Source organism: Photobacterium rosenbergii (genome assembly GCF_033022775.1).
Taxonomy (GTDB): Bacteria; Pseudomonadota; Gammaproteobacteria; order Enterobacterales; family Vibrionaceae; genus Photobacterium; species Photobacterium rosenbergii_A.
Window position 1 is genome coordinate 1 of the sequence record NZ_JAWJZI010000005.1, and the last position, 24,469, is coordinate 24,469.

24 protein-coding genes and 1 riboswitch are annotated in these 24,469 nt (G+C 44.6%); of the genes, 10 read left to right on the forward strand and 14 right to left on the reverse strand.

Annotated elements, in window-relative coordinates:
- Nucleotides 1-118 precede the first annotated feature (118 nt).
- Complete coding sequence (locus R2X38_RS13545) at nt 119-1,450, reverse strand: NCS2 family permease (protein ID WP_317522807.1); 1,332 nt, start codon at nt 1,448-1,450, stop codon at nt 119-121.
- A gap of 86 nt (nt 1,451-1,536) precedes the next feature.
- A riboswitch (purine riboswitch) is annotated at nt 1,537-1,636 on the reverse strand.
- A gap of 229 nt (nt 1,637-1,865) precedes the next feature.
- Here R2X38_RS13545 and R2X38_RS13550 point away from each other — a divergent pair.
- Nucleotides 1,866-3,752: a PhoX family phosphatase gene (locus R2X38_RS13550; protein ID WP_317522808.1), complete on the forward strand. Its 1,887-nt coding sequence runs from the start codon at nt 1,866-1,868 to the stop codon at nt 3,750-3,752.
- Between the two features lie 26 nt (nt 3,753-3,778).
- On the opposite strand, the gene R2X38_RS13555 is transcribed toward R2X38_RS13550, so the two are convergent.
- The 3 genes from R2X38_RS13555 to R2X38_RS13565 form a co-directional block, all read right to left on the reverse strand.
- Entirely contained in the window at nt 3,779-4,345 is a 567-nt protein-coding gene (locus R2X38_RS13555; protein WP_317522809.1) for a peptide-methionine (S)-S-oxide reductase, read from the reverse strand.
- A gap of 51 nt (nt 4,346-4,396) precedes the next feature.
- Nucleotides 4,397-5,242: a patatin family protein gene (locus R2X38_RS13560; protein WP_317522810.1), complete on the reverse strand. Its 846-nt coding sequence runs from the start codon at nt 5,240-5,242 to the stop codon at nt 4,397-4,399.
- A gap of 78 nt (nt 5,243-5,320) precedes the next feature.
- Nucleotides 5,321-5,797 (reverse strand): hypothetical protein, encoded by a 477-nt coding sequence (locus tag R2X38_RS13565; protein WP_317522811.1) that lies wholly within the window; start codon nt 5,795-5,797, stop codon nt 5,321-5,323.
- Nucleotides 5,798-5,963: 166 nt separating this feature from the next.
- Between R2X38_RS13565 and msrP the strand changes: the two genes are divergently transcribed.
- The 5 genes from msrP to R2X38_RS13590 all read left to right on the forward strand — a co-directional run bounded on the left by msrP (nt 5,964) and on the right by R2X38_RS13590 (nt 11,421).
- Nucleotides 5,964-6,974, forward strand: a complete 1,011-nt coding sequence (msrP, locus tag R2X38_RS13570) for a protein-methionine-sulfoxide reductase catalytic subunit MsrP (protein ID WP_317522812.1) — start codon at nt 5,964-5,966, stop codon at nt 6,972-6,974.
- 60 nt (nt 6,975-7,034) lie between these two features.
- The gene (gene msrQ, locus R2X38_RS13575; RefSeq protein ID WP_317522813.1) at nt 7,035-7,688 is read left to right on the forward strand and encodes a protein-methionine-sulfoxide reductase heme-binding subunit MsrQ; all 654 of its coding nucleotides are present in this window, start codon (nt 7,035-7,037) and stop codon (nt 7,686-7,688) included.
- Nucleotides 7,689-7,989: 301 nt separating this feature from the next.
- The gene (locus R2X38_RS13580) at nt 7,990-8,481 is read left to right on the forward strand and encodes a hypothetical protein (protein ID WP_317522814.1); all 492 of its coding nucleotides are present in this window, start codon (nt 7,990-7,992) and stop codon (nt 8,479-8,481) included.
- A 6-nt stretch (nt 8,482-8,487) separates the two neighbouring features.
- Nucleotides 8,488-9,822 (forward strand): MATE family efflux transporter, encoded by a 1,335-nt coding sequence (locus R2X38_RS13585; RefSeq protein WP_317522815.1) that lies wholly within the window; start codon nt 8,488-8,490, stop codon nt 9,820-9,822.
- Between the two features lie 189 nt (nt 9,823-10,011).
- Nucleotides 10,012-11,421, forward strand: coding sequence for an amidohydrolase (locus R2X38_RS13590; RefSeq protein WP_317523254.1), 1,410 nt, complete (start codon nt 10,012-10,014; stop codon nt 11,419-11,421).
- A gap of 411 nt (nt 11,422-11,832) precedes the next feature.
- Here R2X38_RS13590 and R2X38_RS13595 read toward each other — a convergent pair whose 3' ends face one another.
- From R2X38_RS13595 to R2X38_RS13610, 4 genes are all read right to left on the reverse strand, one after another.
- The gene (locus R2X38_RS13595) at nt 11,833-12,075 is read right to left on the reverse strand and encodes a DUF3297 family protein (RefSeq protein ID WP_107296735.1); all 243 of its coding nucleotides are present in this window, start codon (nt 12,073-12,075) and stop codon (nt 11,833-11,835) included.
- Between the two features lie 320 nt (nt 12,076-12,395).
- Entirely contained in the window at nt 12,396-12,734 is a 339-nt protein-coding gene (locus R2X38_RS13600) for an aldehyde-activating protein (RefSeq protein ID WP_317522816.1), read from the reverse strand.
- A 54-nt stretch (nt 12,735-12,788) separates the two neighbouring features.
- Nucleotides 12,789-13,292 carry a peptide deformylase gene (gene def, locus R2X38_RS13605; RefSeq protein ID WP_317522817.1) on the reverse strand — a complete coding sequence of 168 codons (504 nt, stop codon included), beginning with the start codon at nt 13,290-13,292 and terminating at the stop codon, nt 12,789-12,791.
- Between the two features lie 141 nt (nt 13,293-13,433).
- The gene (locus R2X38_RS13610) at nt 13,434-14,201 is read right to left on the reverse strand and encodes a ribonuclease H family protein (protein ID WP_317522818.1); all 768 of its coding nucleotides are present in this window, start codon (nt 14,199-14,201) and stop codon (nt 13,434-13,436) included.
- Nucleotides 14,202-14,674: 473 nt separating this feature from the next.
- On the opposite strand from R2X38_RS13610, the gene R2X38_RS13615 reads away from it, so the two are divergent.
- Nucleotides 14,675-15,148, forward strand: coding sequence for a peroxiredoxin (locus R2X38_RS13615; RefSeq protein WP_317522819.1), 474 nt, complete (start codon nt 14,675-14,677; stop codon nt 15,146-15,148).
- 94 nt (nt 15,149-15,242) lie between these two features.
- Here R2X38_RS13615 and R2X38_RS13620 read toward each other — a convergent pair whose 3' ends face one another.
- Nucleotides 15,243-17,420 (reverse strand): DUF6351 family protein, encoded by a 2,178-nt coding sequence (locus tag R2X38_RS13620; RefSeq protein ID WP_317522820.1) that lies wholly within the window; start codon nt 17,418-17,420, stop codon nt 15,243-15,245.
- 912 nt (nt 17,421-18,332) lie between these two features.
- Between R2X38_RS13620 and R2X38_RS13625 the strand changes: the two genes are divergently transcribed.
- Nucleotides 18,333-18,776, forward strand: a complete 444-nt coding sequence (locus tag R2X38_RS13625; RefSeq protein ID WP_317522822.1) for a DUF2753 family protein — start codon at nt 18,333-18,335, stop codon at nt 18,774-18,776.
- A gap of 35 nt (nt 18,777-18,811) precedes the next feature.
- Here R2X38_RS13625 and R2X38_RS13630 read toward each other — a convergent pair whose 3' ends face one another.
- Nucleotides 18,812-19,009, reverse strand: coding sequence for a ribosome alternative rescue factor ArfA (locus R2X38_RS13630; RefSeq protein ID WP_317523255.1), 198 nt, complete (start codon nt 19,007-19,009; stop codon nt 18,812-18,814).
- Nucleotides 19,010-19,061: 52 nt separating this feature from the next.
- The gene (locus tag R2X38_RS13635; protein ID WP_317522823.1) at nt 19,062-20,195 is read right to left on the reverse strand and encodes a serine hydrolase domain-containing protein; all 1,134 of its coding nucleotides are present in this window, start codon (nt 20,193-20,195) and stop codon (nt 19,062-19,064) included.
- Between the two features lie 603 nt (nt 20,196-20,798).
- On the opposite strand from R2X38_RS13635, the gene R2X38_RS13640 reads away from it, so the two are divergent.
- Both R2X38_RS13640 and R2X38_RS13645 read left to right on the forward strand, forming a co-directional pair.
- Nucleotides 20,799-21,542, forward strand: coding sequence for a MaoC family dehydratase (locus tag R2X38_RS13640; RefSeq protein ID WP_317522824.1), 744 nt, complete (start codon nt 20,799-20,801; stop codon nt 21,540-21,542).
- 255 nt (nt 21,543-21,797) lie between these two features.
- Nucleotides 21,798-22,277 (forward strand): hypothetical protein, encoded by a 480-nt coding sequence (locus R2X38_RS13645; RefSeq protein WP_317522825.1) that lies wholly within the window; start codon nt 21,798-21,800, stop codon nt 22,275-22,277.
- A gap of 40 nt (nt 22,278-22,317) precedes the next feature.
- Here R2X38_RS13645 and R2X38_RS13650 read toward each other — a convergent pair whose 3' ends face one another.
- The 3 genes from R2X38_RS13650 to phnN all read right to left on the reverse strand — a co-directional run bounded on the left by R2X38_RS13650 (nt 22,318) and on the right by phnN (nt 24,449).
- Nucleotides 22,318-22,962, reverse strand: coding sequence for a DapH/DapD/GlmU-related protein (locus tag R2X38_RS13650; protein WP_317522826.1), 645 nt, complete (start codon nt 22,960-22,962; stop codon nt 22,318-22,320).
- Between the two features lie 111 nt (nt 22,963-23,073).
- Nucleotides 23,074-23,841 (reverse strand): phosphonate metabolism protein PhnP, encoded by a 768-nt coding sequence (gene phnP, locus R2X38_RS13655; protein ID WP_317522827.1) that lies wholly within the window; start codon nt 23,839-23,841, stop codon nt 23,074-23,076.
- A complete protein-coding gene (gene phnN / locus R2X38_RS13660) occupies nt 23,838-24,449 on the reverse strand; it encodes a ribose 1,5-bisphosphokinase (protein ID WP_317522828.1) in 612 nt (203 codons plus the stop codon). The genes phnP and phnN overlap by 4 nt, the downstream gene beginning before the upstream one ends.
- Nucleotides 24,450-24,469 lie beyond the last annotated feature (20 nt).

Consider the following 24,469-nt stretch of genomic DNA (forward strand, 5'->3'; position numbering starts at 1 on the left):
ACTTAATGTCTGAGGGTATTTTCACTCAACCGTAGGATCATTCAACTGATCAATGGCTTAACTGATCGGTGTTAGCCCTGAGGCCGCTTCAATTGACTGTTTAGCTTACTGGGTTGTATTAGATAAACAGCAAATAACCCAAAAACATGGCTGCTAGCGAGTAAATCACTGGGTGAACGTCCTTTGCTTTACCAGCCACTACCATTGAGAACGCGTAGCTAACAAAACCCATTGCCATGCCGTTCGCCGGAGAGAAAGAGAGCACGGTGAACATGATGGTAAAGAAGGCAGCGATACGTACTTCAACCACTTCCCAACGGATCTTGGCAATGCGACCAATCATGTAGATACCTACAACAACCATCGCCGGAGCAACCATCGCCGCAGAGAAAATAGAAAAGATTGGGTAGAAGAATAGCGAGGCAAAGAACAAACCCGCAGCCACAACAGCACTCAGACCCGTCTTGGCACCTTGTGATGATGCAATACCTGACTCAGAGAATGCTGTTACAGACGTCGTACCTAGAACCGCACCTACAACTGTACCACCCGCATCCGCGACCAGCGCAGACTTGGCATTTGGCACTTTACCGTCCTTATCAATGATACCCGCATCACGGCCTACACCAACAATGGTGCTCAAACCGTCGAAGAAGTCGACAATCAAGAAAATCAGTACAACAAACAGTAAGTCGAACATTTTCTCAGGCGTGAAACCGGAGAAATCAAATATCTGCCCAAAAGTCGGTGCAATGCTTGGTGGGAGAGAGACAATTGAATCTGGAATCGGCGCGTTGTTGGTACCGAACACGAAATCGGCAGCGACCGTCAGCACAATCGCAGAAATAAAGGCAAAGAAAGTGGCTAGCTTGATATTGCGGATCATACAAGCCAATGCGATAAAGATAGAGATATAAGCAATTGCTACCTGGGGATCTCGGACATCGCCTAGGCTAACAAGAATGATCGGGTTTGATACGATAATACCGGCGTTTTTCAGGCCAAGGAAAGCAATGAACAAACCAAGCGATACTGAAATAGCCAGTTTTAGATCTTCTGGAATAGACTCAATCAAGCTCTTACGGATTGAAGTCATACTCAACAGAAGGTAAATGATACCTGAAATGAAGATACCCAATAGCGCTTCATGCCATACTAAGGCAATAGTGCCGCTCAGTAGAACGCCCTTAAAGAAGCCGTTCATACTCATACCCGGTGCCAGCATAACTGGGTAATTACCCCAAATCCCCATCACCAAGGTAGCTAAGCCTGAAGCAATCGCTGTTGCTGTGAATAGCGCTCCCCTATCCATCCCAGGGATATCCCCCAAAATTGCAGGGTTAACGGCAAGGATGTAGCTCATCGCCAAAAAGGTAATGAAACCTGCATACATTTCTGTCGAAACAGTGGTCTTTCGCTCAGAAAGCTTAAATATCTTTTCCAAATTCACAACAAATCCCTAAGGGCAAAAAATCATAGGAAAGATATTATTAAATAGATACTTAGCATGAGACATCTGAACCAAGATGTATAGCTACTGAGCTACAGAAAAATTGTAGTTTCAAGAATAGGTCTTGAAGTAGAAACTTTTGGTCCGTCTCACCAAAAATATACAATTTAATAATTCTTGGGCGCGGATTTTAATGGTCTGAGTTTTGATTTCAATCTTGCAAAATGAAAAAAGCGACCCCTGAAACATTTTGAAACAATATAAAGCAAACGTTTGCGTCACTATCGTAAAAATGCTTCTCAGTCGTAAACTGACGTTCACCAAATTGATACATTTCTGTCACAATCACCCTATAGGATACTGACAACAAAATGCATAACAGCCTAATATTGCGATAATAAAAAGGAAGCCCATAATGAGCGCCAAACCTGATTCCTCTCATAACGCAGAGCCTGAGTTCAATCAAATCATCGAAAAAGGACTTAACCGCCGTCAGTTCCTCAAAGCCTCTTCAGCAGCAGGTACTGTCGCATTTTTCGGTGCATCTCCACTATCGAGCGCAATTGCGGCATCGAAAGACAACAAGAATTTGATTGGCTTTGAAGCTATTCCTACTTCTACTGAAGATAAAGTCATTGTGCCAAAAGGATACCAAGCTGATGTCCTTATCTCTTGGGGTGATCCACTGTTTAAAGGTGCACCGGCATTTAGCCAAAAGGCTGACAGTAAAGCTCAAGCGCTTCAGTTTGGTGATAACAATGACGGTATGACGTTCTTCCAGATCACTGATGATCGCGGCGTCTTGTCAATCAACAATGAATACACTAACCATGAATACCTTTTTGCCCATCAGGGGAAAGAGATGTCGGCTGATGACGTTCTCAAGTCACAGAACGCTCATGGTATCTCTGTGGTCGAACTGAAAAAGGTCAATGGCCTGTGGGAAGTCAACCTGGAGGGTCGATTAAACCGCCGTATTACCGCTAACACTGAGATGGAATTAACTGGTCCTGCTGCTGGCGATGCTCTACTGAAAACAGCAGCCGACCCTAAAGGCACCCAAGTTCTGGGTACTTTCAATAACTGTGCAAACGGTGAGACGCCTTGGGGCACCTATCTCACCTGTGAGGAAAACTTCAATGGATTGTTTGGTTCAAAGGAAAGTCCAGCCCTTGACAGTAATTACACGCGCTACGGCCTGAATACAAAGGGCTCAGGTTACGATTGGTTTAAGCATGATGATCGTTTTGATCTGGCTAAAAACCCAAATGAACCACACCGTCACGGCTGGGTTGTCGAAATCGATCCGATGAATCCAAATTCGACGCCAAAAAAGCGTACTGCGCTGGGTCGCTTCAAGCATGAGAACGCCGCTTTGACTATCAACAATGACGGTCATGTTGTGGTTTACTTGGGCGATGACGAACGTGGTGAACACCTCTATCGCTTCGTTTCCAAAAACAAATACAACCCGGGCAATTCAACTGCCAACCGCGACATCCTTGATGAAGGCACCTTATATGTGGCCAAGTTCAATGCCAAAGACGGTGAACTGCAAGGTAAAGGCGAATGGATTGAATTAACGTTCGGCAAAAACGGACTAACCAAAGAAAACGGCTTTAATAGCCAGGCTGAAGTGCTAATCTTTGCCCGCAAAGCGGCGACTCAAGTGGGTGCAACGACCATGGACCGTCCAGAATGGGTCGCGGTCAACCCTAAGAATCAGAGCGTTTTCTGCACCCTGACCAACAACAAATACCGTGGTGTTAAGGCTAATCAACCTGTTGATGCCGTCAATCCACGCGAGAAGAACCCGTATGGCCACATCGTACGCTGGATGCCATCAGGCCAAGATCATACCTCGAACAACTTTGATTGGGATTTATATCTGATTGCCGGTAACCCTACCGTACACGAAGGTTTGATGGGGGGCAGTGACAACATTAATGCCGATAACATGTTCAACAGTCCAGACGGTATTGGTTTTGATAATGCCGGACGCCTTTGGATCCAAACAGATGGCAAGTATTCTAATACCGGTGACTTTGCCGGTATGGGGAACAACCAAATGCTGTGTGGCGATCCAGACAGTGGCGAAGTACGTCGTTTCCTGACAGGCCCTATCGCTTGTGAAATTACGGGATTAACATTTAGCCCAGATCAGAAAACCATGTTTATTGGTGTACAGCACCCAGGTGAAGATTTAGCGCCTTCCCATTTCCCTGACGGCGGTAACACAATCCCGCGTTCGTCAGTAATTCGTATCACCCGCACTGATGGCGGTATCATCGGCGCGGCTTAATACAACTAGAACCATAACTCACTAGCTCATTTTGGCGGATTTTCGGATCCGCCTTTTTTCACTGTAGAGTCCTCTTCCCTAGCCAGTTCAATGACACCCCGTTTATCTGCGCTAATGTGCTCACCAAAACGTGTTAGTAATATCTGTAACTTGGGCATGATCTGCCCCTCGCAAAACGGCCGGTTAGGATGATTGAAAAAGTAATTCTGCTTTTCATCATCACAAGGTTCAAACTCACCCGCATCTTCGATCTTTGTCAGCAAAAGATCGTGAAAATCATCTTGGTAAACCTCCACCGCAGCGGCTGCCCTTGCTTTTTGAGTCTCGGAGAAAGCATAAATAATTGAAGGATATCGGCTTCGAAGATCATGATCGGAGGTGCAATGATGAGTATGGAGGTGAACAGCAACTAATACATCTACCGTTATTTTCAATGGATCATATTCCACCAACACTGCTTCATAACGTTCAGTTGCATTTGACGCACTCATCCAACCCTGCTCAGCCGATATCACTCCATCTAGTGACTGGAACACCGCTTCCATACACCAATAACAACTTCCCGAAAAGCCAAGTTGCAGTGTTTTCAACATGTTTACGACCTTACAAACTGTCACCTCTAACCATTGAAGTGTAGCGTGGTCTTAAACTGTTAGGTGTTTTGCCGCTTCGATGCCCTGCTCATAGCCTTGCTGCAATCTCCGGCTATCAGTAGTTACCCGCCCTACCTCAAAATTTTCTGGGGGGGTTATCACCTTAACTTTACAATCTTCTGGCGGGTTAAAGATAAAATCTATTGCCCGATTATAACTATCGGCTCGATCCATCATAGCCTGCGCCAAATTAGGTTTATCATGCAGTAACTTTTTCACCAGCCAAGCACTCCTCGGCGCTTTCTTTCGATAACCTTTCGGGCGAGAAAGCACCACTGTAATGTCCCTGGCTCCCATCTCGTACGCTTTGATAACCGGGATGGAATCGGCCACACCGCCATCCGTCATTTCATAGCCATCCAACTCTGGATAATGCCGATAAGCTAACGGTACTGCACAAGAAGCCTTGAGCAGCTGATTCAGGTTTTGCTCTGTAGCTTGGATATAATGCGGCTCACCATTGTTTACATTGGTTGTCACAACAAACAGCGGGATCGGTTGCTGTTCTAGTTCCCAGCCATCGATAGGGATTTCATCAATCGTCACATCCCAAAGCCAATCTATATCAAGCCAGTGTCCACCGCGTATAAAACGGGGGAAGTCGATAAATTGCTTGCGGCATGAGTAGTCGGTAATCACACGATGTGAGCGACCATACTGCTTTGCCAACCATGCAGCCAAATTCGTTGAGCCCGCAGAAACGCCAATACAGAAATCAAAAGTCCGGTAATCAATATCGAGGAAATGATCCAGCACACCTGCTGCAAAAATCCCTCTCATTGCCCCACCTTCAACGACTAACGCTGACTTTGTTCCTAGTGTGCCTTCTATGATCATGCTGTCTAAAACTCCTTTTGATTCAGACAGTTTAGAATAAGAACACTAAATATTAACTGAAGAGAAGTAACAAATTGCTCAAAATTGGATCTCTGCCAAATTAAATCGACTCATGTGATCTTGGTAGTCAGGATTATCTGGCTGATAAAAAGCAGGAGGCATTCGGTTATCAAGACCAAGTTCGCAAAGAGAATGCCACTCATTACGTGACAGGATCACGTAATCCAAATTTTCATCAAGTAATGTACCAATGGCTTCTACGGTTAATTCGTCATCTCTAACCAATACTTTTAACATGCCCGTTAGCACTGACAAAGGGAGCACCAACTCTTTGATTGTATCTTTACGAGCCTTACATTGCTTAGCCTGTTTTGATGCTTTAGCAAAGCTAAAAATCTGCTGCCAATCCGGTTTTCCTTGCCGAGTAACTAAGTTATGTCGATAGCAATAGTATGCCTCGAGATACTGCTTTAACGAGTGGTAACGTTCGCTATAAACTTCAAGGTAGATATGCTGTAACTCAAGATTGGCATTAAAGTCGTTTGATGCCCCCATACTGACTCCATCTTTTCTATGTGTAACTACATACTGAGTTGGTGTACTCAGCCTGACGGATGCCGACCATACTCACTTTAATTATTGGATCAATGAAATCTTTGAAATTTTTTACTTTCTAGCTAGGTCTACTTGTTTAACATCATCTTAGGTAAAGGAATATTCAATGTTTATCAAAAAAACTTCTCAGCTAACACTGAGTGAGAATGAGGCCACTCCAGAGGCTATTTACAAGCAAAGACGCACCATCTTGAAGGCATTGGGCATTACCGCTGCAAGTATACCGCTCGCACAAACAGCGCAGGCTGGCCTATTTGATGGATTTGGAAAAAAAGAAGCGCCGGTCGATAAAAGGCGCGCATTAGCTTCCGCATCATCACCATACTCAAACAAGGCCTTGTCATTGACCCCTGAAGACAAGGTGCTGCAATACAATAACTTTTATGAGTTCGGAACGGACAAATCCGACCCAGCTGAAAGAGCTCAAAACTTTAAAACCAACCCATGGAACATAGAAATCGGCGGGCTTGTCAGTAAGCCGATCACATTGGGCTATGAAGATCTGTTCAAGTCTTTCCCTATTGAGGAGCGGATTTACCGTCTTCGCTGTGTCGAGGCTTGGTCAATGAATATCCCTTGGCTCGGCTTTCCTTTAGCTGCTTTACTCCGAAAGGCAGGTCCACTCAGCAATGCCAAGTATGTTGCATTTGAAACCCTCTATGATCCCAAACAAATGCCGGGGCAAGCGTCACGCCGCTTAGGGGGGGGTATTGATTACCCTTATGTAGAAGGGCTAAGGCTGGATGAGGCCATGCACCCTTTAACTCTGATGTCTGTTGGTCTATACGGCAAAACATTAGCCCCTCAGAACGGCGCGCCAATTCGGCTGGTCGTGCCATGGAAGTACGGCTTCAAGAGCATTAAATCGGTAGTCAAAATCACATTGACGGACAAACAGCCACCAACGACCTGGAACATACTGGCACCTAACGAATACGGGTTCTATGCCAATGTAAACCCAAAGGTTGACCATCCGCGTTGGAGCCAAGCCAGTGAACGTTTTATTGGCGAAGGCAGTATCTTTAGTAGCCGCCGCCAACCAACCAAGATGTTCAACGGCTATGAGTCACAAGTGGCGTCACTATACAAAGGTTTAGATCTAAAACGTAACTACTGAGCAAACGTTTTAAATCAAATATCAGCTTATACAGCATTAACTTTCGGCCAGGAGAATGACATGCCATTACAAATGACGACTCAATGGCGATTAAAGATGACGCCACGCCAAGTGTTTTGGCTAAAAGTACTGATCCACAGTGTGTCCTTTATTTTTGTTGGCCAGTTAGTATACCTAACGCTTACCGGCAGCTTAGGTGCCGATCCCGTACAAGGGATCAGTCACTACACAGGTAAAGCAGCCTTAAACACCTTATTGCTAACGCTGTGCATTTCACCACTGGCAAAATTGCTTAAAGCAGGGATGCTGGTACGCGTTCGCCGCCTACTCGGCTTGTATTGTTTTTTCTGGGCTGTACTGCACCTAGCAGGTTACGCGGCACTGGATTTAAATTTCAATTGGTCACTCCTGATCGATGAAATTATTAGCAGGCCCTATCTCAGCGTCGGCGCGGTAAGTTGGTTGATCCTATTGGCCTTGGCAATAACGTCGACTCAGGGAATCCAGCGACGGATGGGCAAACACTGGCAGAAACTACATAACTGGGTGTACCTTGCCACCCTACTCGCTCCTATTCATTATATTTGGTCGGTTAAATCAGGGCTTATAGAGCCTATTATCTATATTCTGGTCGCACTTGGGTTGCTGGCATTACGCTACAAAACCTTTCTCAAGGGGCTTCCGGTTAAACTAAACACTATACGTGTTAAATAAGTCACTGTTTCACCCCAACAAAATCACTGATATTAAGTGCTCATAGTCAATTTTCTGATACGATATAGATATCTACGTCCATAACGGACTTTAAGGCTGGAGAAAAGGGTTCCCACTCCAGTCTTTGCTGTGAGCTAGTGGGGCAAACTTGTTTTCTGAGCAACTTATTTCTGAATACCTTTCGACCAGCATTGAGCAGTTTCAACAAGACTGCTCAAAATTGTGCGCACAACATTACCCTACGGTTCACAACCGGGGCATGCGTGAAAACCACTTAGGAAAAGCCCTTTGCCGCAGAATCATGGCAACATTGCAACAGGCAAACCACAATGCTCATTTCTCGCAGCATAAAAACGACGAACAAATCTCACTGCCGGTTTTTGTCATCGATACAACTGAATTCACTATTGCTGTTATCGCTCACCGCCTCCTCAGTGCCAACAAAGCATGCCGTAATGGCCTAATTTCGGGTATTGCCAAGGTTAAGAGCACCCTTTCCTTATCAAAACCCACTTATATCGTAGTGGTAGCCGATCATTGGTTTGATCGCAGCAAAGCCAGTAAAGAAATCCCTGCTTGGTGGCTCGGCCAATTACCTGACAATACCGATGACTATGCCAAAGACGGCATCAAGTTGGTGGATTCAGCGGAACATATTGCCAATCAGTTGCTCAACCAACACCAAGTTTCAGATGGCGAGTATCATCTACATCACCCACTAAAGCGTGAATCAAACAGTAAAACTGTACACAAGTACCTCTTATTGAGTGCCTTTATCCCATTACATAAGTAGTTAGCTATGTCTTCAGCTTCACACCTTTCGCTCAAGGAAGATTCGATCGGTCGTCTTTTCTTGCGCTATACCATGCCCACCATTGCCGCTATGCTGGTGACAGGGATTTATGTCGCTATCGACGGTATGTTCGTTGGCCACTTTATCGGTGAAAATGGCCTTGCCGGCATCATGCTTGGTTACCCGATAGGCTCTGTTCTCTACGCGCTTGGTGCAATGATTGGTATGGGTGCCTCTGCGTTGGTATCAATTAGGCTAGGTGAAGGCAACGAACAACAGGCTAAAAACATTGTTGGCAATGCCCTATCACTTTGCGTGATTACTTCGCTAATTACTTGTACCTTGGGTGTCATTTATGGTGGGCCCTTATTAAGGTGGCTGGGCGCAGAAGGTGAAATCTTACAGATGGCTTCTGATTATCTGTTTTGGTATTTCACCCTTGGTGCCTTTCCTATTATCTCAATGGCTTTTTCTGCCCTGTTGAGAAACGACGGTCAGCCTAATCGCGTCACCTTAATAATGATTTTGGGTGGCGTGCTTAACGTAGTCTTAGACTGGCTGTTTATTGTAGTGATCCCGTGGGAGCTCACCGGTGCAGCCATTGCAACCATGCTATCTCAACTTGCAACAGCCCTACTCTGTCTTCAGCATTTCTTCTCAGATAAAAGCCAGCTTCGCATTACCTGGCAAACACTTAAACTGAGGTGGCATGATATTGGCCAAATATGCCAGCTCGGCTTTTCCAGCCTACTGATGTATCTTTACCTCTCTGTGGTACTGACACTCCATAACAAAGCCTTTTTGTGGGTTGGCAAGCCAATTCATGTGGCGGCATATGGCATTGTTAGCTACACCGAAGCCTTCTTCTATCTTATCTTTGAAGGTATCGCGCTTGGTATCCAGCCGATCACCAGTTACAACACAGGTGCAGGTCAGAACGATAGAGTCATCGCCGTCAGAAATCTCGCTTTTGCTGCAACATTAGGGTTTGCGTTATTAGGTGTGGCATTTATTTATAGCCAGCCAGACTGGCTCGTCTACGCGTTTGCCGGTGATAACCCCGCCCTTCACCCGGTTGCCATCAACGGCATTCAACATTATTTCTGGGGCTTACCAATGGAAGGGATGCTGTTAGTTGGCGCAACCTACTTCCAGTCAATCAACCGTGCTCGCGAAGCTTCGATGCTATCTGGCGGTAAGCTGATCCTCATCAGCCTATTTATTTTTGGTCTCGCAAAAGTATTTGGTGTCGATGGCGTTTGGATCGCTCTGCCTATGTGTAGCAGTGTGTTGACTTTATGGATGATTTACGAGCTACGAAAGCAACATATGAAACAATAACAAACACAGTAAAAAGGGGCGACGCAAACGTTTCGCCCCGTATTTTCGCTGCTTTTTTGCGCGACTTTCATCTATAGCCCACCAAAGAAAGTGACCATGCTCACAGAATGTGATTAGACTGTGCAATACTGATTTCTAATAAATTGCTATTCGGTATTATCTGCGCAATTTCATTGATGTCTGGTGATAATCATGTTCAAAAAAACGCTTGTAGCGGTTTCCCTTGCTGCCGCTTCCCTTGCTAGTGTTTCCAGTTTTGCTGCTGAGAATGTTGATCTGCTAATCAAAAACGCTACCGTCCTGACAATGGATGAAGACAAGAACGTTTATGAAAACGGCCTTGTTGCAGTCAAAGAAAATAAAATTGTCGCAGTGACTGACGGCAGCGATCTTAAAGAGTTTGAAGCTAAAAAAGTTATCGATGCCGACGGTGATATCGTGATGCCGGGTTTGATTAATACCCATACCCACGTATCGATGACGGTGTTCCGCTCTCTGGCTGATGACGTGCCAGACCGCCTACACCGTTACATCTTCCCGCTGGAAGACAAACTGGTGTCACGCGACATGGTTCGTATCGGTGCAGCGCTGGGTAACGTCGAAATGCTAAAAGGCGGTGTGACTACCTACGCAGACATGTACTACTTCGAAGACGAAGTCGCAAAGACTGTTGATGAGATCGGTATGCGTGCTGTTCTAGGCGAAACAGTCATCATGTTCCCTGTCGCTGATGCAGCCAATGCAGATGAAGGTATCAAATACGCAGTGAACTTCATTGAGGAATACAAAGACCACCCGCGTATTACACCAGCTTTTGCCCCTCATGCACCATATACCAACACCACAGAAACACTGAAAAAGATCACCGAACTTTCGCTTAAGTATGATGTGCCTGTTCTGACTCACCTAGCAGAGTCAGACCGTGAAGAAGAAGTGATTGCAGAACGTAGCGATGGCATGTCTCCTGTTGAGTACATGGCAGACATCGGTGCCCTTACCCCTAAACTAGTAGGTGCACACGTCATTCATGTCAGCGACAGCGATATTGAATTGCTGAAAAAGCATGATGTAGGTATTGCCCACAACATGAGTGCCAACATCAAGTCGGCCAAAGGCGTATCTCCTGCTATGAAAATGCAGCAAGAAGGTTTGCGTGTCGGCCTAGGTACAGATGGCCCAATGTCTGGTAACACCATCTCTACCATCGATGAATTCAACCAAGTTGCCAAAGTACACAAGCTAGTCAACCAAGACCGTGCAGCAATGCCTCCAGTAAAAGTCATTGAAATGGCAACTATTGGTGCAGCGCGTGCCCTGCATATGGAAGATACCATCGGCTCACTGGAAGTTGGTAAGCTGGCTGACATCATTGTCATCGATACCAAAGCGCCTAATATGGTGCCGGTTTACAACCCATATTCAGCATTGGTTTACTCGGCTTATGCACCTAACGTCAAGCACACCATCGTAGATGGTAAGATCCTGATGAAAGACCGTGAAATGACAACCGTTGATGAAGAAAAAATCCGCAAAGAAGCGCTGGATTTTGCCGATAAAGTCCGTCAGACAGTGATCGAAAGCGGTGAAGTGGTTCAATAAGTAAAAAACGTCTTCTTCCATCACATATACAACACCGCCTTCTTGGCGGTGTTATTTTATGAGGCGAATTACTGCCTATGATGAAATCAACAATCAAACTTCATTGTTTCCATAAATCTTATTATCTAGAAAAATAGTCACTTTCTCTTTAGGATGCCGGTTCAATTTTAATGTCACAGACACCAAAAAATTATAAGTCCGAGAAATTATGTTCAAGGTAAGAGAAAGACTCCAAACTGTCTCAACACACATACAATTTCGGTGTATCGAAGTTTAGATTGTTTGCTCACTTTGTGATGGTGAGTAGCTTTTTTGTGAGGACTTTAAAGAGGAAAAAAGAGGAAAAAAGAGGCACAAACAGACAAGAACATATAGAGCCATGCTAGGCTCTATATGAAAAGTAAAAGCGACTTAAACGTAGTACGCTTCTACTGTGCCCTTAAGGGTGATAAGGATTGGTTGGCCGCGGCGATCCAACGCTTTTGGTGAAGGAATTTTCACCCAGCCTTCGCTGATGCAGTATTCTTCAACATCAGTACGCTCTTTGCCGTTAAGGCGGATGCCGATCGCATGTTCGAAGCACTCTGCCACGTGGTGTGGGCTACGAGGGTTACATGCAAGATGATCTGGCAATGCTGGTTTAGAATCGCTCATAATTATGACCTGGTTATAGTAAAAAGTGCGTCATTGTAGACAATGCATGCTTGGTACTCAAGCACTGTAATCCTAGTTGAAGCAGTTATTTACCTCAATGCAATTACCTCAAAGCAGACTACTGTTTTTCTACAATCAGGTAAGTATGCAACTCTGGGTATTGGTCAAATTCAAGATGTCTTATCTTACAGCCAGATCGTAGGCTTTGCCTATTTGCTCCGGATTCACTCGACACTGCTCCTTGTAGTTAACACTCCTGGTGATCGCGATCATTGCCAAATGTCAGCCTGATAATCTCTGTGCGCGAGTTATCCAAAAAATTAGTACGACGCACCATCAATCTTACGGACACGGATACTGGCCAGAACCTCTGTCTCAGCCATTTTCATATTAACCGCCAAGACATTCGCATCACATAACTCTGTGGTTACATAATGAGTCAAACAACCACATGTATTGCAGCGGTGAAACTCGACTTCTTTATCGCCCCAGCAATAGAAATCGGTATTCTCCTTACAAGTCACCTCAACTTGCTCAGGTTTAAAGTAAGCCCATGACGCAGCATACCTACGGCATATCGAGCAGTTGCACTCACCCACTTCTTCGGGAGCTGACTCTAGTTTTATACTGACATTACCGCAGTGACAGGTTAATTCCATTTAATTATCCTTATTAATCTCAAGTCAGCAAAAGCTACCCAGATACGGTACTCTTTACGCATGGGCTTTCACGTACTTCTTGACCTTTTTCATCGCCATCTGGCGTTTCAATGGTGAAAGATAGTCAATGAACAAGTTCCCCAGCAGATGATCAATTTCATGTTGCATGACGATAGCTAGAAATTCATCACTCTCGATGGTGATTGAATTACCCTCTCGATCTAAAGCAGACACAACTACAGAAGTGAAGCGCTCTACATCTGCGTAATAGTCAGGCACTGACAAGCAACCTTCCTGCCCCATCGCTTTATCAGTCCCGCTGACAACTTCAGGGTTAACCAGGATGAGTGGTTGATCCCTGCTCTCTGAAAGATCGATAACGACAACAGCTTCTTTGCGACCGACCTGAGTTGATGCCAAACCGATGCCATTATCAGTCGCATAAAGGGTTTCCAGCATATTGTCGATTAATGTTTGAACTGTCTTGATATCCTGTACTTTCTCTGCCTTCACTTTGAGCCTTGGATCAGGTGCTTTAAGAATATCTAAAATTGCCATATATCTTCTATCCCTAACAAATATTCAAAGAACGCTACCACCGAGCTTTACATCTCCCCTTTCTTTGAGTAAATGAGTCAACCTGATAGATATCTAAATCCATTGAGTTCTCCTAATGAAATAAAGTAGGATTGCGCCGTCTCAACCCGCACGTAACGCTAACAGTTCAGGGATATTATCCGTTTCTTTGTACATAGAAAGGTTTTCATCCTGAGACTCGATTGCAATGATAGACATCCTATCAGCTAACTCATTACCTTCAATACCGACATGTCCATTTACATGATGGATTGTAACTTGAGACGATAACTCTTGGTAAACGGAGTATGCTGGCTTAATAATATCCAAGTTTTTAATTTCACCGCCGGGCCTAGTCCAACCTTTTTTCTCCCAACCACTCGCCCACTTAGTAATACAATCGATCGAGTATTTTGAGTCACAGAAAATGCCAACAGTTTTTCCAGTGGCTAGCTTATCCTTGGCAAACAGTAGAGCCTGATTAAGCCCATTGAGCTCCGCTGTATTATTGGTACCCAATGATTGATACATACCATACCAAAGCTCACTGAGTTCGTTGTTCTCATAGATGGCAAGCCCAGTCCCTGCCTCTCCAGGGTTCGGATCACATGCACCATCAGTGTATATTTTTACATCAAATGACATAGCCTCTATTTGCTCTTGAGTTAGTGGCGCTGATTTCAACTTGCTGGACTGTTTGACGGTCTTAGCTTTAGGGGTTCGAGCCTTTGATGGGGCCTTTTTACCAAACGCAACTTCAGCTTCTTCTAACGTCGGAAACGACTTAAACCTTGCTCCTGCAAAGCCATCAACCAGTGACTGACACTTCGGCCAAGTGGTGAATATGCCGGTTTCGCGACCTTTCCAAACTACGTAATATTTTTTTGCCAAACTGGGCTCCTAGCCTGAATTTAATGAATATAAAAACATAACATTAAGGTGATGAGATGGTCTCTTTATACCAGAACCATTGCATCGTAAGCACGAGATGAAAATACCTTCTACTGGTTAAAAGTACAGAAAGATAGTCATATGCTTGAGTATCTTTAGGCGACAAAACCGAACCAGAGCAAGGACGCCAAAAACCTTTTTTTTGAATAGCGCCAGCCCAGGTTAACGGAATACTGTCTAGTGGCCCTGTGCAAAGCTAGCACTTTCGCCTTTATAACTCAGCATTACACACTCACCGAACTATTGATTTCAAATATTTTTGTACCTAATACTTAATGGCATGTCGATGTAATGACATTTTGGGAAAGCGCTCACAACTTCACATGCTCGGCGTGCAGCCACAGATCCAGCATTGGTTCGAACGACTGTTGGCATCTACACTTCTAGGACATTAGCCAATAAGGACACTTCGCATGATTCAACAAGGTCAATCTATACCAAATGGTACGCTTAGCCAGTTAACCGATGATGGGATGCAAAGCCTACCCACCCAAGAGCTATTTGCCAACAAAACAGTGGTGCTATTTGCCGTACCCGGTGCTTTCACGCCAACTTGTTCAGAAGCACATTTGCCCGGTTTCGTGGTCTTGGCAGATAAAATCAAAGCAAAAGGGGTCGACGTAATTGCGTGTGTCGCTGTGAATGATGCTTTTGTCATGCAGGCTTGGGGCGATGCACAAAACGCTTCTGAGCTAATGATGCTGGCAGATGGTGATGCGAGCTTTACCAAATCACTGGGGCTAGAAATGGACACTGAAGGATTTGGTGGTATACGTTCGCAACGGTACGCCATGATTGTTGAAAATGGTGTTGTCAAACAACTGAATGTCGAAGAAGGCGGCCAGTTTGAGGTCAGTTCGGCCGAGGCGATCCTTGCCGCGTTATAACATTGAGATTTCTCTGGATCGGGGGCGAGGCTCCCGATCCCCTCACTCCTTTACTCTTGTTTAGTTTACATTCACTTAATTAACCATCTATTGTTCAATCATTCATTAGCGGCATATTATTAGGTCGCCCCTTATCCCCGAGGCTGTAATCACAGACTCCATCAGGAAAGGTTGCTTTAAGGCTTTCGAGCTTACTGGATACATCTATTGTTCCGTAAACACCCTTTTCAATCGCTTTCTCTACCGAAATCCTGTGACACTTAAATATACTCCCCTGCCACGGTGCCCCTGCTTGAATACGGCTATTACTATATATTGGGTAAGCTTGAGTGCATAGGCCATTGGCTTGTCCATTCCACTTCCCATCAAACACACCCTTTCCAGATGCGTGTATGGTACCTTCAGCATTAAAACACGTATCAACGGCCAATTGCGGTTTTGCAGCTTTGACCTTTTGCTCGTAACTCATCCCATCTGGCATGCCTTTCATTCCCATAAGCCACTCATCCATCAGGGAGTAAGCTTGTTCCACCGGATTGAATTGCTTATGGGATATCCAGATAACATGGTTTTCAGCATGGCTCTTTGCTTCCAAAATCCGTAAGCGGGTCGAGAATGATGCAGAGGTATGATGCATATTCAGGTCATCTTCGAGGTGATGACGGATATCAATGATGGGCAGGCTAACATTGCCGATAAACACTTGACCATATGAGTAAGCTCTTTCGATGGCAGATTGAGGGGCTGAGCGCCTTTTAGCCGGCGTTGTTTTGTCTTCTGTCACATTGTGCTCCCCCCAAAGAGAGAGCCAAAGAGGCGGGATACTCACGCTCAAGCTGAGTTTTTTCTCTGATTCCATGTCACTAAAGGGTTTCCAAGCACCTATTTTCTGATTTATTTCTATAAACTCATCCAGTGAAATCGTTTGTTCGCGCAGTGCCAGCAGACCATACTGTACCCCCACGTTATCCCAAGTCGACTGCGCAAATCCATGTTCGTCTTTGCCATAAACATGAACCAGGTCCTGCCAATAATTCCAATTGACCTTTTCGACGACTGATTCATGGTAATAAGGCTTAAGGAAGCCTTGCCTTGGATTGTTGAGGTAGCTGCTAAGTCCAAAATAGCCATTAATGCATTCGCTATTACCCTGCGGAAATTCAGGCATTTTCAATCGAACGAGCTGGTTTAATGGTTGCAGCCAGCCAAACCTTTGCTCCGCCTCATTAAGAGCTCTTAGCCCTTCAATATGCTGACGGGACTGCCAGTCCTGCCACCTTTCTCTATCACTGGCTCTAAAGCTGAAATAGGTGTTGAGCAAGTCACAATCTAAGGCGTATATCGAGACGCTGACCATATCCGGATAGGAGTACAATGGCAGCAAACCATCCAAAATACCTTCACTGTTTTGAGCAATGAGATATTGGGCAAGTCCTCCACCCGAACCACCAATACCTATGGTATACAAAGGCTCACCAAACAGGCTAACAAACTGGGTCTTTACTCGACGTGCGGTATCTTCAGCAAGTAACATGTTATAGCCATAGCTTGTTTTGTTACCACTTGAAGCGACAACAGCGTAACCTTTTTTAATCTGTGGCAGCTCTTTTTTGATCAAGCGGTGTAGCTTCATTTTCCCTTGGCGAAACCCTAAGCCAGAGCCCCCCTCGAAACGATAAATCAAGCGCTTATTCCATGCTTTAGCACTGTCCTGCGACCCGACCTCATCGAGCTCAATAGGCATGGCGATGGTATAGATATATCGATTAATCGTTCCTTTTTCGATTCGGACAAGGAGCTCTTCGTCACTCGGCGGATTTTGTTGTAACTCTAACTCGCTCCTTGGGGAAATAACATTTTCTTTATCAATGACTACGTAAGAAAGTTGGGTTTTTATCGCACAATCTTTTGAATAGCCAAGAAGTTTCTTACCATTAAACTCTTCGTAGATAGGAACACCGTAGCCCTCTTGGTTATCCACAACGGGCTGCCCGAGACCTGAGTCCACCGTCATACAAAAAAAAGGATATTGGTTCGGGCCAGAGTAGAGAGATTTAACAGGGCCGATCTCACCAACACGTATTGGAAAAGAAAAGGTTTCTTCTGGACGCGGGCTTTGGCTGATATGCCCTTTTATTTCAAGCAGGTAATTAGGCTGTTCAGGAGCGAGTGCTTTCACTTGCCTCTCGACAATAGCGTCTTGATTGTCAAACTGAAGAACAATAGTGATAACAACCAAAAGGCCAATCAAGCCAAATATCAGTTTTTTCATAGTCTCTACGAAGCTTTGTTTACTCTTGTATAGTCTAGCTTCGTTGCAGTACGGCAGGGTCTTGGGACTTAGATTAGAAGATGAAGAGGGAATGACTCATAGGCTAAAAACGAAAAGGAGCACAAAACGTACTCCCTCCAATCAACATATCAATCTGCGTAAATATCTGATCAAATGCTATTAATCATATAGTTACTTAGATTCAATTAAGGCTCTTCATGTTCCGATTCGAGATCTGAACAGAATCTCAGTGTGCCTGTTTCAATATGATGACATAAGGGTGCCCGTCCATTGTGAACATTTTCAACTTCTACCCATTTGCCAGCTGATTGTACGCTTCCAGCAAAAAGGAGTCCGCTAGCCACTACCCCGCTTGTTACGCCGAGTATTTTTTTTGTACGACGCATGTTATGTATCTTGATTGTAATATGCTTTTTCATCTATCTATTCTGTTTTCTTGATTCAAGCCTATTGTGCCTACGACAAAAAAGTCCTAACCCAATAGTGTGTTTGCATTCAAACAGCTGATAACTCAATGACCTAGCCAGCATCAAACTGTCACTTTTTTAACATGACCACCCATAACACTATAAATCAAAAGGAATTTAATGGTCACACCACCCCGTTACAGGGTTGAACATAATGCAAGCTGAACACAAATTAAACAACCCCAAAAATGGTTAAATGTGAGAATTTCGGTGTCATTTTATGAATGGATTAAAGCAAAGCACGACACTACTGACGGCTTGCTATACATGATGCGACGAACCCCACAAACTCGAATTGAAAAGGTTGAAATAGGGAAAATCACCGAAAAGAGATAGATTTTATATTGTCGACACAGTTGATAATGATTACCATTAGCATCGATTGTTGTTACACACTCGATATACGTAAAACACGGAGGGACTTATGGATGTATCACGGTGGGAACAGCACACATTATTGGCCGATAAAGCAGATAAACAAGCAAAACCTATGATGGCGGTGCTTCATTATCACTTGGCCCTTGCAGAGGCTCAGCAACTCTCTCCAAACTCTGGAACACAGGATGAGCTAGATGAACTGCTGACAATCAAGGTCATGTCTTGCCACAACCTGGCAAACTTTTGGCGAATCCACGGTGATGATGAATACGAACTTAAGTACTTGCAGCTAGCTTCAGAAGAAGTGATGGCGCTAATGCCACAGTGCCCAAATACTAGCTGTAAGAGTTTCGTTTCTTCGCTAGGCTGCTGCAAATCTGCATTAATTGAATATTTGAAGCGCCACCCTAACCCGGTGGCAGCAAAGCATGTTGAACAAATGCATTCCACCAGCGACTGCGAGCTAATTGTCAAATTCCAATTACATTAAATGAAGAAGAGAGTGCTATACAATTGAAGCTTGAATCAAGCTGCCATTGAATAGGACTCTCGTCCTGCATGTTTATTCTTACGTTGGAAACTCCCTTTACCCTTTTTCGCCTTCACAACGCGGGTTTTGAACAGTTGGCTAGTAACTACCGCCTTTAACGCATTGTCCTTGATGGTTCCTCTACCAAAATCAGTTTCAACACTATTCTTTTGATTTTGATCTACAACTTCCATTGTCGGAGCCGAGATCTTTCGTTTCTTGCCCATTTTCAATCCTCTTTTAGAGTTAAGTATCAGTTTCTTTTACCTCGAAACGCTGACGATACAGCTTGAGGAAGTGAAGTACAATCTCTCTTGCTACATCTGTCTCGCAATTGGTTAGAAACACCATGCCTGTCTGAGTATGGCGGTTAAACAGCATCTCAGTGCGGATCCCTTTTACCCAGCCGCCATGATGAACAAACCCAGAGATCCCCTTATAGTCAAAGGTACGCCACCCTAGCCCATAATACACATTGCTGAGTTTAGCTCGGTAACGGTATTGATTAGCTCTAATATGCGGCTTATGCATTATCTCCAACAGCGGTGGCTGCAATACCGACGGATTATGACCAAATTGTGCCAACATCCATTTCGATAAATCCTGCGCACTCGCATTCACTCCCGCAGCAGCCGGTACTCGGTAGTAATATGGAGCAGGTTTAACCGGTGCAAAGCCTGCCTTCACTTTCACATGCGGTGTGACGCGGTTTTCTGTTTCTTTGAACCCCTCCATTCCAAAGGAAGCATGATCCATCTCCAATGGGATAAAGATATTCTCCTGGACAAAGGTTGGATAGTCCATACCAACCGCTAAAGCCAACATATCCGCTGCTAAGTTATACACCACATTTTGGTAGCCGTAGCATTTGCCCGGATCACAGACGAACTTTACCCTATCAAGCATCTGGAGGATGCGTGTGTACTTGACATTATCTTCTAACAAATCTGAATAAGCCTGCGGCACCAGCCCAGTTGTATGGGACAGTAAATGACGCAGAGTGACATCTTTTCCCAACAGTGGATCGCTAAACTCTATGTTATCTAAATATGGGACCACATGGGTATCCCACTCTATGGATTTCTGATCAACTAGAATTGACACCGCAGCTGAAGCGAAAGTCTTTGAAATTGACGCTAGCGGAAACACTGTCGCTGAATCAATCTTATCTTTTCCCCCCTTCTCGGTCACTCCATAGCCTCGAAGCAACCGAATGTCGCCATTAATCACAACTGCCAGGGACGCCCCTGGAATACCCTTCTTAACCGCCTTTTTGACATATTGATCAAGTTCAATTGCCATCTCGTCATGCTCAGCACCGACGACAGGGATTGAAGCTAGCCATAGCAAGGCCAGCCCCAGAATCCGATAACTTTTCATCAATTTACTACCTAGCCAAAATAATACTTACCAAAACACGCCAAGGCGTTCGGTTTCTGTTCATTTCATACCGCTTGGCTTTAAGCGTAGACGTATCGCTGAAGTGGCTTTTTTCTCTCAAATGAGAATAATTGTCAGCAATGGGACGTTGTTGACTAGTTAGCAATTTCAAGACGTAAAGTATTTTCGTAGATGATAAATAAATGCTCTTTTTTAGAGCATTTATTTTGAAATTCTTCTAAGATAAGTTTGTTCTTCATTAGTTTTATACAGTGTATTTTTATGCTTTTATCATTAAAATAAATATACATATGTACGCTGAAATATAGGAACACATGTAAGCTGAAATAACTTACATGTGTACGCTTAAATTGAAGGCAAAGGCTATTTTTCTAACAAACGAATATCAAGCGCTGGTGAAGTTAGTATTTTTACACTAAACCAACAGCTCAATACATCACTTAATATTCAAATAGTTACAAAATGGCCCGTGAGGAAATTGGGATGTGGGGCACATTTTTCTCTTTCAATATTTTTATTTCCCATTACAATACTTCGCCTTGATTCGGCTTCAGGCAGTTATAAATAAAAAGGTATCAAGTCATGAAAGTTGTCGATTATTTTAAGCAAAAACGTGATGGCCTATCACTACATGCCTTTGAACTAAAAGACTTACTCTCACCATCTTTACGTGAGCACTGGCTTGATTTTGTTAACCGAGCAAACAGAACGCAACTCGGAGCCCTTGTTATGCATAAACAGTCTGCATCCAATGATGATGTTGTCGAACAGCCGAGTAAAACCAAGATAGAAAAAACTGTTGTGGAAAATATCGCACCCGAAGCTGTTGTTAAAGCACCAGCTCCAATTGAAATGAAGCCTGAAGCAGAAGCCTTGTACAAAGAGCTTACCGCTACCCTTGGTGAAGTGATCCATACTGGTGAATGGATGACTGTTGATCAGGGTCGTATCAACCAATTTGCTGATGTGACTGAAGATCACCAGTGGATTCACACTAACCCAGAGCGTGCTGCTGAAGAATCCCCCTTTAAAACGACTATTGCACACGGCTTTCTGACACTGTCTCTACTGTCGGTTCTAACTGACAGTGTTGACCCTGAGAACCAAAAGTTCCCAACGGCCAAAATGACAGTAAACATGGGCTTCAACAAAATTCGCTTCCCTTACCCGGTGAAGTCTGAAAACCGTATTCGTGCTACGACGAAAATTCAGTCAGTGAAACCTGTTAAGCGAGGCTTGGAGATAGTCCAAGAACTTACTGTACAAATTGAAGGAGTTCGTCGCCCTGGCTGTGTAGCGGAATCCGTTATCCAGCTTCACTTCTAATTAAAGAAGTACAACGCCTTCTCTCTTAGATGCCAAAAGCCAAAGCTTTTGGCATTTTTGTATCTGCCTCTCAAGCCTCCCCATAATCCATAGATCCATAGATCCATAGATCCATAGATCCATAGATCCATATGATATCTTGCCACCCACGCATTCATTAGTTGCACAAGCAAAAAATTACCACTACAATCAACACCCTTAAAAAAACAGCATTCAAAATAATTATCTTTTCTCTGAACAGCTCAACGAATTATTATGATTAGACTCGTTACCGTTATTGTTTTAGTCGGGCTCCTGGCCCTCACAGCAGCGCTCAAGATGCTCAACATTCAACAAGACTCTCGCCGTGCGACACTTCAATCTATCGCGGCAAACATTCACACCATGTCTGAACTCGTTCATACAAAAGCCGAAATCGGTGGCGCACTGTCAAAATGCTATCCAGATAGCAGTGAGGAACTCAGCAAAGCACTAGAAAATAAGAAGGTTTCTTTTTTCCTCGAAGATATCTATATCTGCAACGGCTACCCTTCTGGTCATATCGATAACGTCCGCAGGTCATTCGATATCGACGCGAAGCTCTATGTGACCAACAAGAGTAATGACAATGGCGGTTTGACAGCCCACATCTCCTTCCCAAAAAATGGAGCGTTAAACTACCAATGCAGGGTCATTTATACCGATGCAAAAGGTACCGACTCATATCAAGTAGAATTTATTGATTCAGACTGCTAGAGAGCCGTGCCACGGCAACATTCTTTAGCCACGAAAGTGACTACGCTAGCAACTCCAAACCCTTGAGGAAGGCCCTAGCATCTTGCTGGAACAGGTGGAGATTATTGCGAATTTTTTCATCTTCCCAATCCCACCAAGCCAATGCCTCAAGTTTTGGTCCCATCTCAGGATCTTCAAATCGCGGTCTCAGGACGCGGGCTGGATTGCCGACCACAATTGACCATGACGGGACATCTTTGGTCACCACACTGCCCGCCCCGACAATGGAACCATTGCTTATCGTGACACCAGGCAAAATGATAGCACCATGGCCAATCCACACATCATGGCCGATAACCACTTTGTCTTCTTCACGCCACGCAAACACTTCATCATCGAGAGTCGCAGGGTCATCGCCCAACTGATACTTACCAGGGCGGTAAGTGAAATGATGCAAGGTCGGCCGCCACCAAGGATGGTTACTCGGATTAACCCTGACACTAGCCGCAATAGACGTAAATTTGCCGACGTCGGTAAACATCAGGTTGCTGTCATTCTGGATATAGCTGTAATCACCGACTGACACATTGTTCAAAATGCATCGGTCGGCAATTTCCACCCAACGGCCAAGTTTGACATTATGCAGCTTGCTTGTTTCAGCAATACTTGGCTCAGAAGATAAAGTGGGAGATAGCGGTTGATTCATTATTGCTTACTCATTGTTATGAGCCAACTTGTTCATTCAAAAGCAGTTCGTTTAAAAGCAGTTCTCTCAAGAACTGTTTTCTCAATAGCTACTCGCTCGAAAGTTGTAGACTCAAAAGTTAAATTCCTGTCCATCGGACACAAGAAAGAAGTCACCATCAAAAGCTTGAGGGTTCGCCATGGCCCAGCTTTCAAGGTCATGACCAATATGGATCAAACCCATCTTATTTGGACGGCATTCTTCTTTGAGTGATTTTGCCAGTATCACATCGTTATGATTGCTCGGCTGCTCCCCTGCACTTCTATCAACAGGCGCAAAACTGCAGTCTATAAGCATTAGCTCTAATGGGTTGTCTACAAACCATTGTTTAACCTCTGCTGGTAAATCAACGGTGTCAGTTAGGTATGCGATTCGCTTGCCCTGGCATTCGAAGACATACCCTAAGCAAGGCTTCGAGTGAATCAAAGGCATAGGGGTGATACGGATATCTCGCCAATAGAAATGCTCAAAAGGCTGCCTTGCCGCTTTGAAATCCAAGATGCCGGGATGTTTCAACAGGTCATCACAACCGACTGGGTCATCTGGACCAAATACCGGAATAGATAAATTCATTCCCCAGCGCAGATCAAACAGGGATTGCACATGATCCATGTGGTAATGGGTCAATAAAATACTGTCGATATTCCCAGCGGGAAAGCGTGCCATCAAGTCATCAGCATTGGCATCTATCAACAAGTTTCTGCCTTGGTAGCTGATATACGCCGATGTTTTCCCTCGGGAATATGCCTGATTCGCTCTTGCACGTTCACAAGCAATGCAATGGCAGCCGTATACGGGCAATAGCCGGGCATTACCAGTGCCAATTACCGTGAGCTTCATTGCAGCCTCTCCTTGTTGATTGGCAGCGTATGCTGGCTGAGGCGAGGCATGGCGCTTTGGTACTGGCTGTAATTCTTAATAAATTGTTCAATGGTCTGCTGCAGCGAGCCGCTATTATCCACGACAAAACCACTATCAGGGCATTGGCCGCGGTAGTATTCTGCCCTCGCCAACCTATCTACAATTTGATCCGGCGCCTCACGCCCTCTGGCATACAACCGGGCTTCCAGGACTTCAGCGCTGACGTCAACGATGACAGGCACGACACGATAGCCAAAATCCATCATAGCTTGCTCTAAATAGGCTCTTGAGCCATTGACCACCACATCAAACCCTTGGGATAACCAAAGCTCAATTTCTTTACCTAAGGCATAATTAAAACCATTGGCCTTCCAACTCATAGCAAACAAACCTTGCTGCTTGCGCTGGGCAAACTCCTCAGTTGAGAGTTCGACATGGTTCTCCCCACCCGCCTGTGCAGAACGAGTGATATAACGATGCGCCACCAGTAACTGTTTGGGGTAAAGCGTACGAATCGCCTGAAGCAGGCTGTCTTTGCCTGCTCCCGACGCGCCCATTACATAAAATAAGGTGCCTTGTTTATTCAACGCAGATCTCCTAGCGTTTC

What these genes read in the sequence shown, in the direction of transcription:
- msrP (WP_317522812.1), top strand. Translation starts at nt 5,964, where the DNA reads ATGTTTATCAAAAAAACTTCTCAGCTAACACTGAGTGAGAATGAGGCC.
- R2X38_RS13630 (WP_317523255.1), bottom strand. Translation starts at nt 19,009, where the DNA reads ATGGAAGTTGTAGATCAAAATCAAAAGAATAGTGTTGAAACTGATTTT.
- R2X38_RS13565 (WP_317522811.1), bottom strand. Translation starts at nt 5,797, where the DNA reads ATGGGGGCATCAAACGACTTTAATGCCAATCTTGAGTTACAGCATATC.
- def (WP_317522817.1), bottom strand. Translation starts at nt 13,292, where the DNA reads ATGGCAATTTTAGATATTCTTAAAGCACCTGATCCAAGGCTCAAAGTG.
- phnP (WP_317522827.1), bottom strand. Translation starts at nt 23,841, where the DNA reads ATGAAGCTCACGGTAATTGGCACTGGTAATGCCCGGCTATTGCCCGTA.
- R2X38_RS13560 (WP_317522810.1), bottom strand. Translation starts at nt 5,242, where the DNA reads ATGATCATAGAAGGCACACTAGGAACAAAGTCAGCGTTAGTCGTTGAA.
- msrQ (WP_317522813.1), top strand. Translation starts at nt 7,035, where the DNA reads ATGCCATTACAAATGACGACTCAATGGCGATTAAAGATGACGCCACGC.
- R2X38_RS13555 (WP_317522809.1), bottom strand. Translation starts at nt 4,345, where the DNA reads ATGTTGAAAACACTGCAACTTGGCTTTTCGGGAAGTTGTTATTGGTGT.
- R2X38_RS13635 (WP_317522823.1), bottom strand. Translation starts at nt 20,195, where the DNA reads ATGAAAAGTTATCGGATTCTGGGGCTGGCCTTGCTATGGCTAGCTTCA.
- R2X38_RS13585 (WP_317522815.1), top strand. Translation starts at nt 8,488, where the DNA reads ATGTCTTCAGCTTCACACCTTTCGCTCAAGGAAGATTCGATCGGTCGT.
- R2X38_RS13580 (WP_317522814.1), top strand. Translation starts at nt 7,990, where the DNA reads ATGGCAACATTGCAACAGGCAAACCACAATGCTCATTTCTCGCAGCAT.
- R2X38_RS13595 (WP_107296735.1), bottom strand. Translation starts at nt 12,075, where the DNA reads ATGAGCGATTCTAAACCAGCATTGCCAGATCATCTTGCATGTAACCCT.
- R2X38_RS13620 (WP_317522820.1), bottom strand. Translation starts at nt 17,420, where the DNA reads ATGAAAAAACTGATATTTGGCTTGATTGGCCTTTTGGTTGTTATCACT.
- R2X38_RS13625 (WP_317522822.1), top strand. Translation starts at nt 18,333, where the DNA reads ATGGATGTATCACGGTGGGAACAGCACACATTATTGGCCGATAAAGCA.
- R2X38_RS13615 (WP_317522819.1), top strand. Translation starts at nt 14,675, where the DNA reads ATGATTCAACAAGGTCAATCTATACCAAATGGTACGCTTAGCCAGTTA.
- R2X38_RS13645 (WP_317522825.1), top strand. Translation starts at nt 21,798, where the DNA reads ATGATTAGACTCGTTACCGTTATTGTTTTAGTCGGGCTCCTGGCCCTC.
- R2X38_RS13640 (WP_317522824.1), top strand. Translation starts at nt 20,799, where the DNA reads ATGAAAGTTGTCGATTATTTTAAGCAAAAACGTGATGGCCTATCACTA.
- R2X38_RS13550 (WP_317522808.1), top strand. Translation starts at nt 1,866, where the DNA reads ATGAGCGCCAAACCTGATTCCTCTCATAACGCAGAGCCTGAGTTCAAT.
- R2X38_RS13600 (WP_317522816.1), bottom strand. Translation starts at nt 12,734, where the DNA reads ATGGAATTAACCTGTCACTGCGGTAATGTCAGTATAAAACTAGAGTCA.
- R2X38_RS13650 (WP_317522826.1), bottom strand. Translation starts at nt 22,962, where the DNA reads ATGAATCAACCGCTATCTCCCACTTTATCTTCTGAGCCAAGTATTGCT.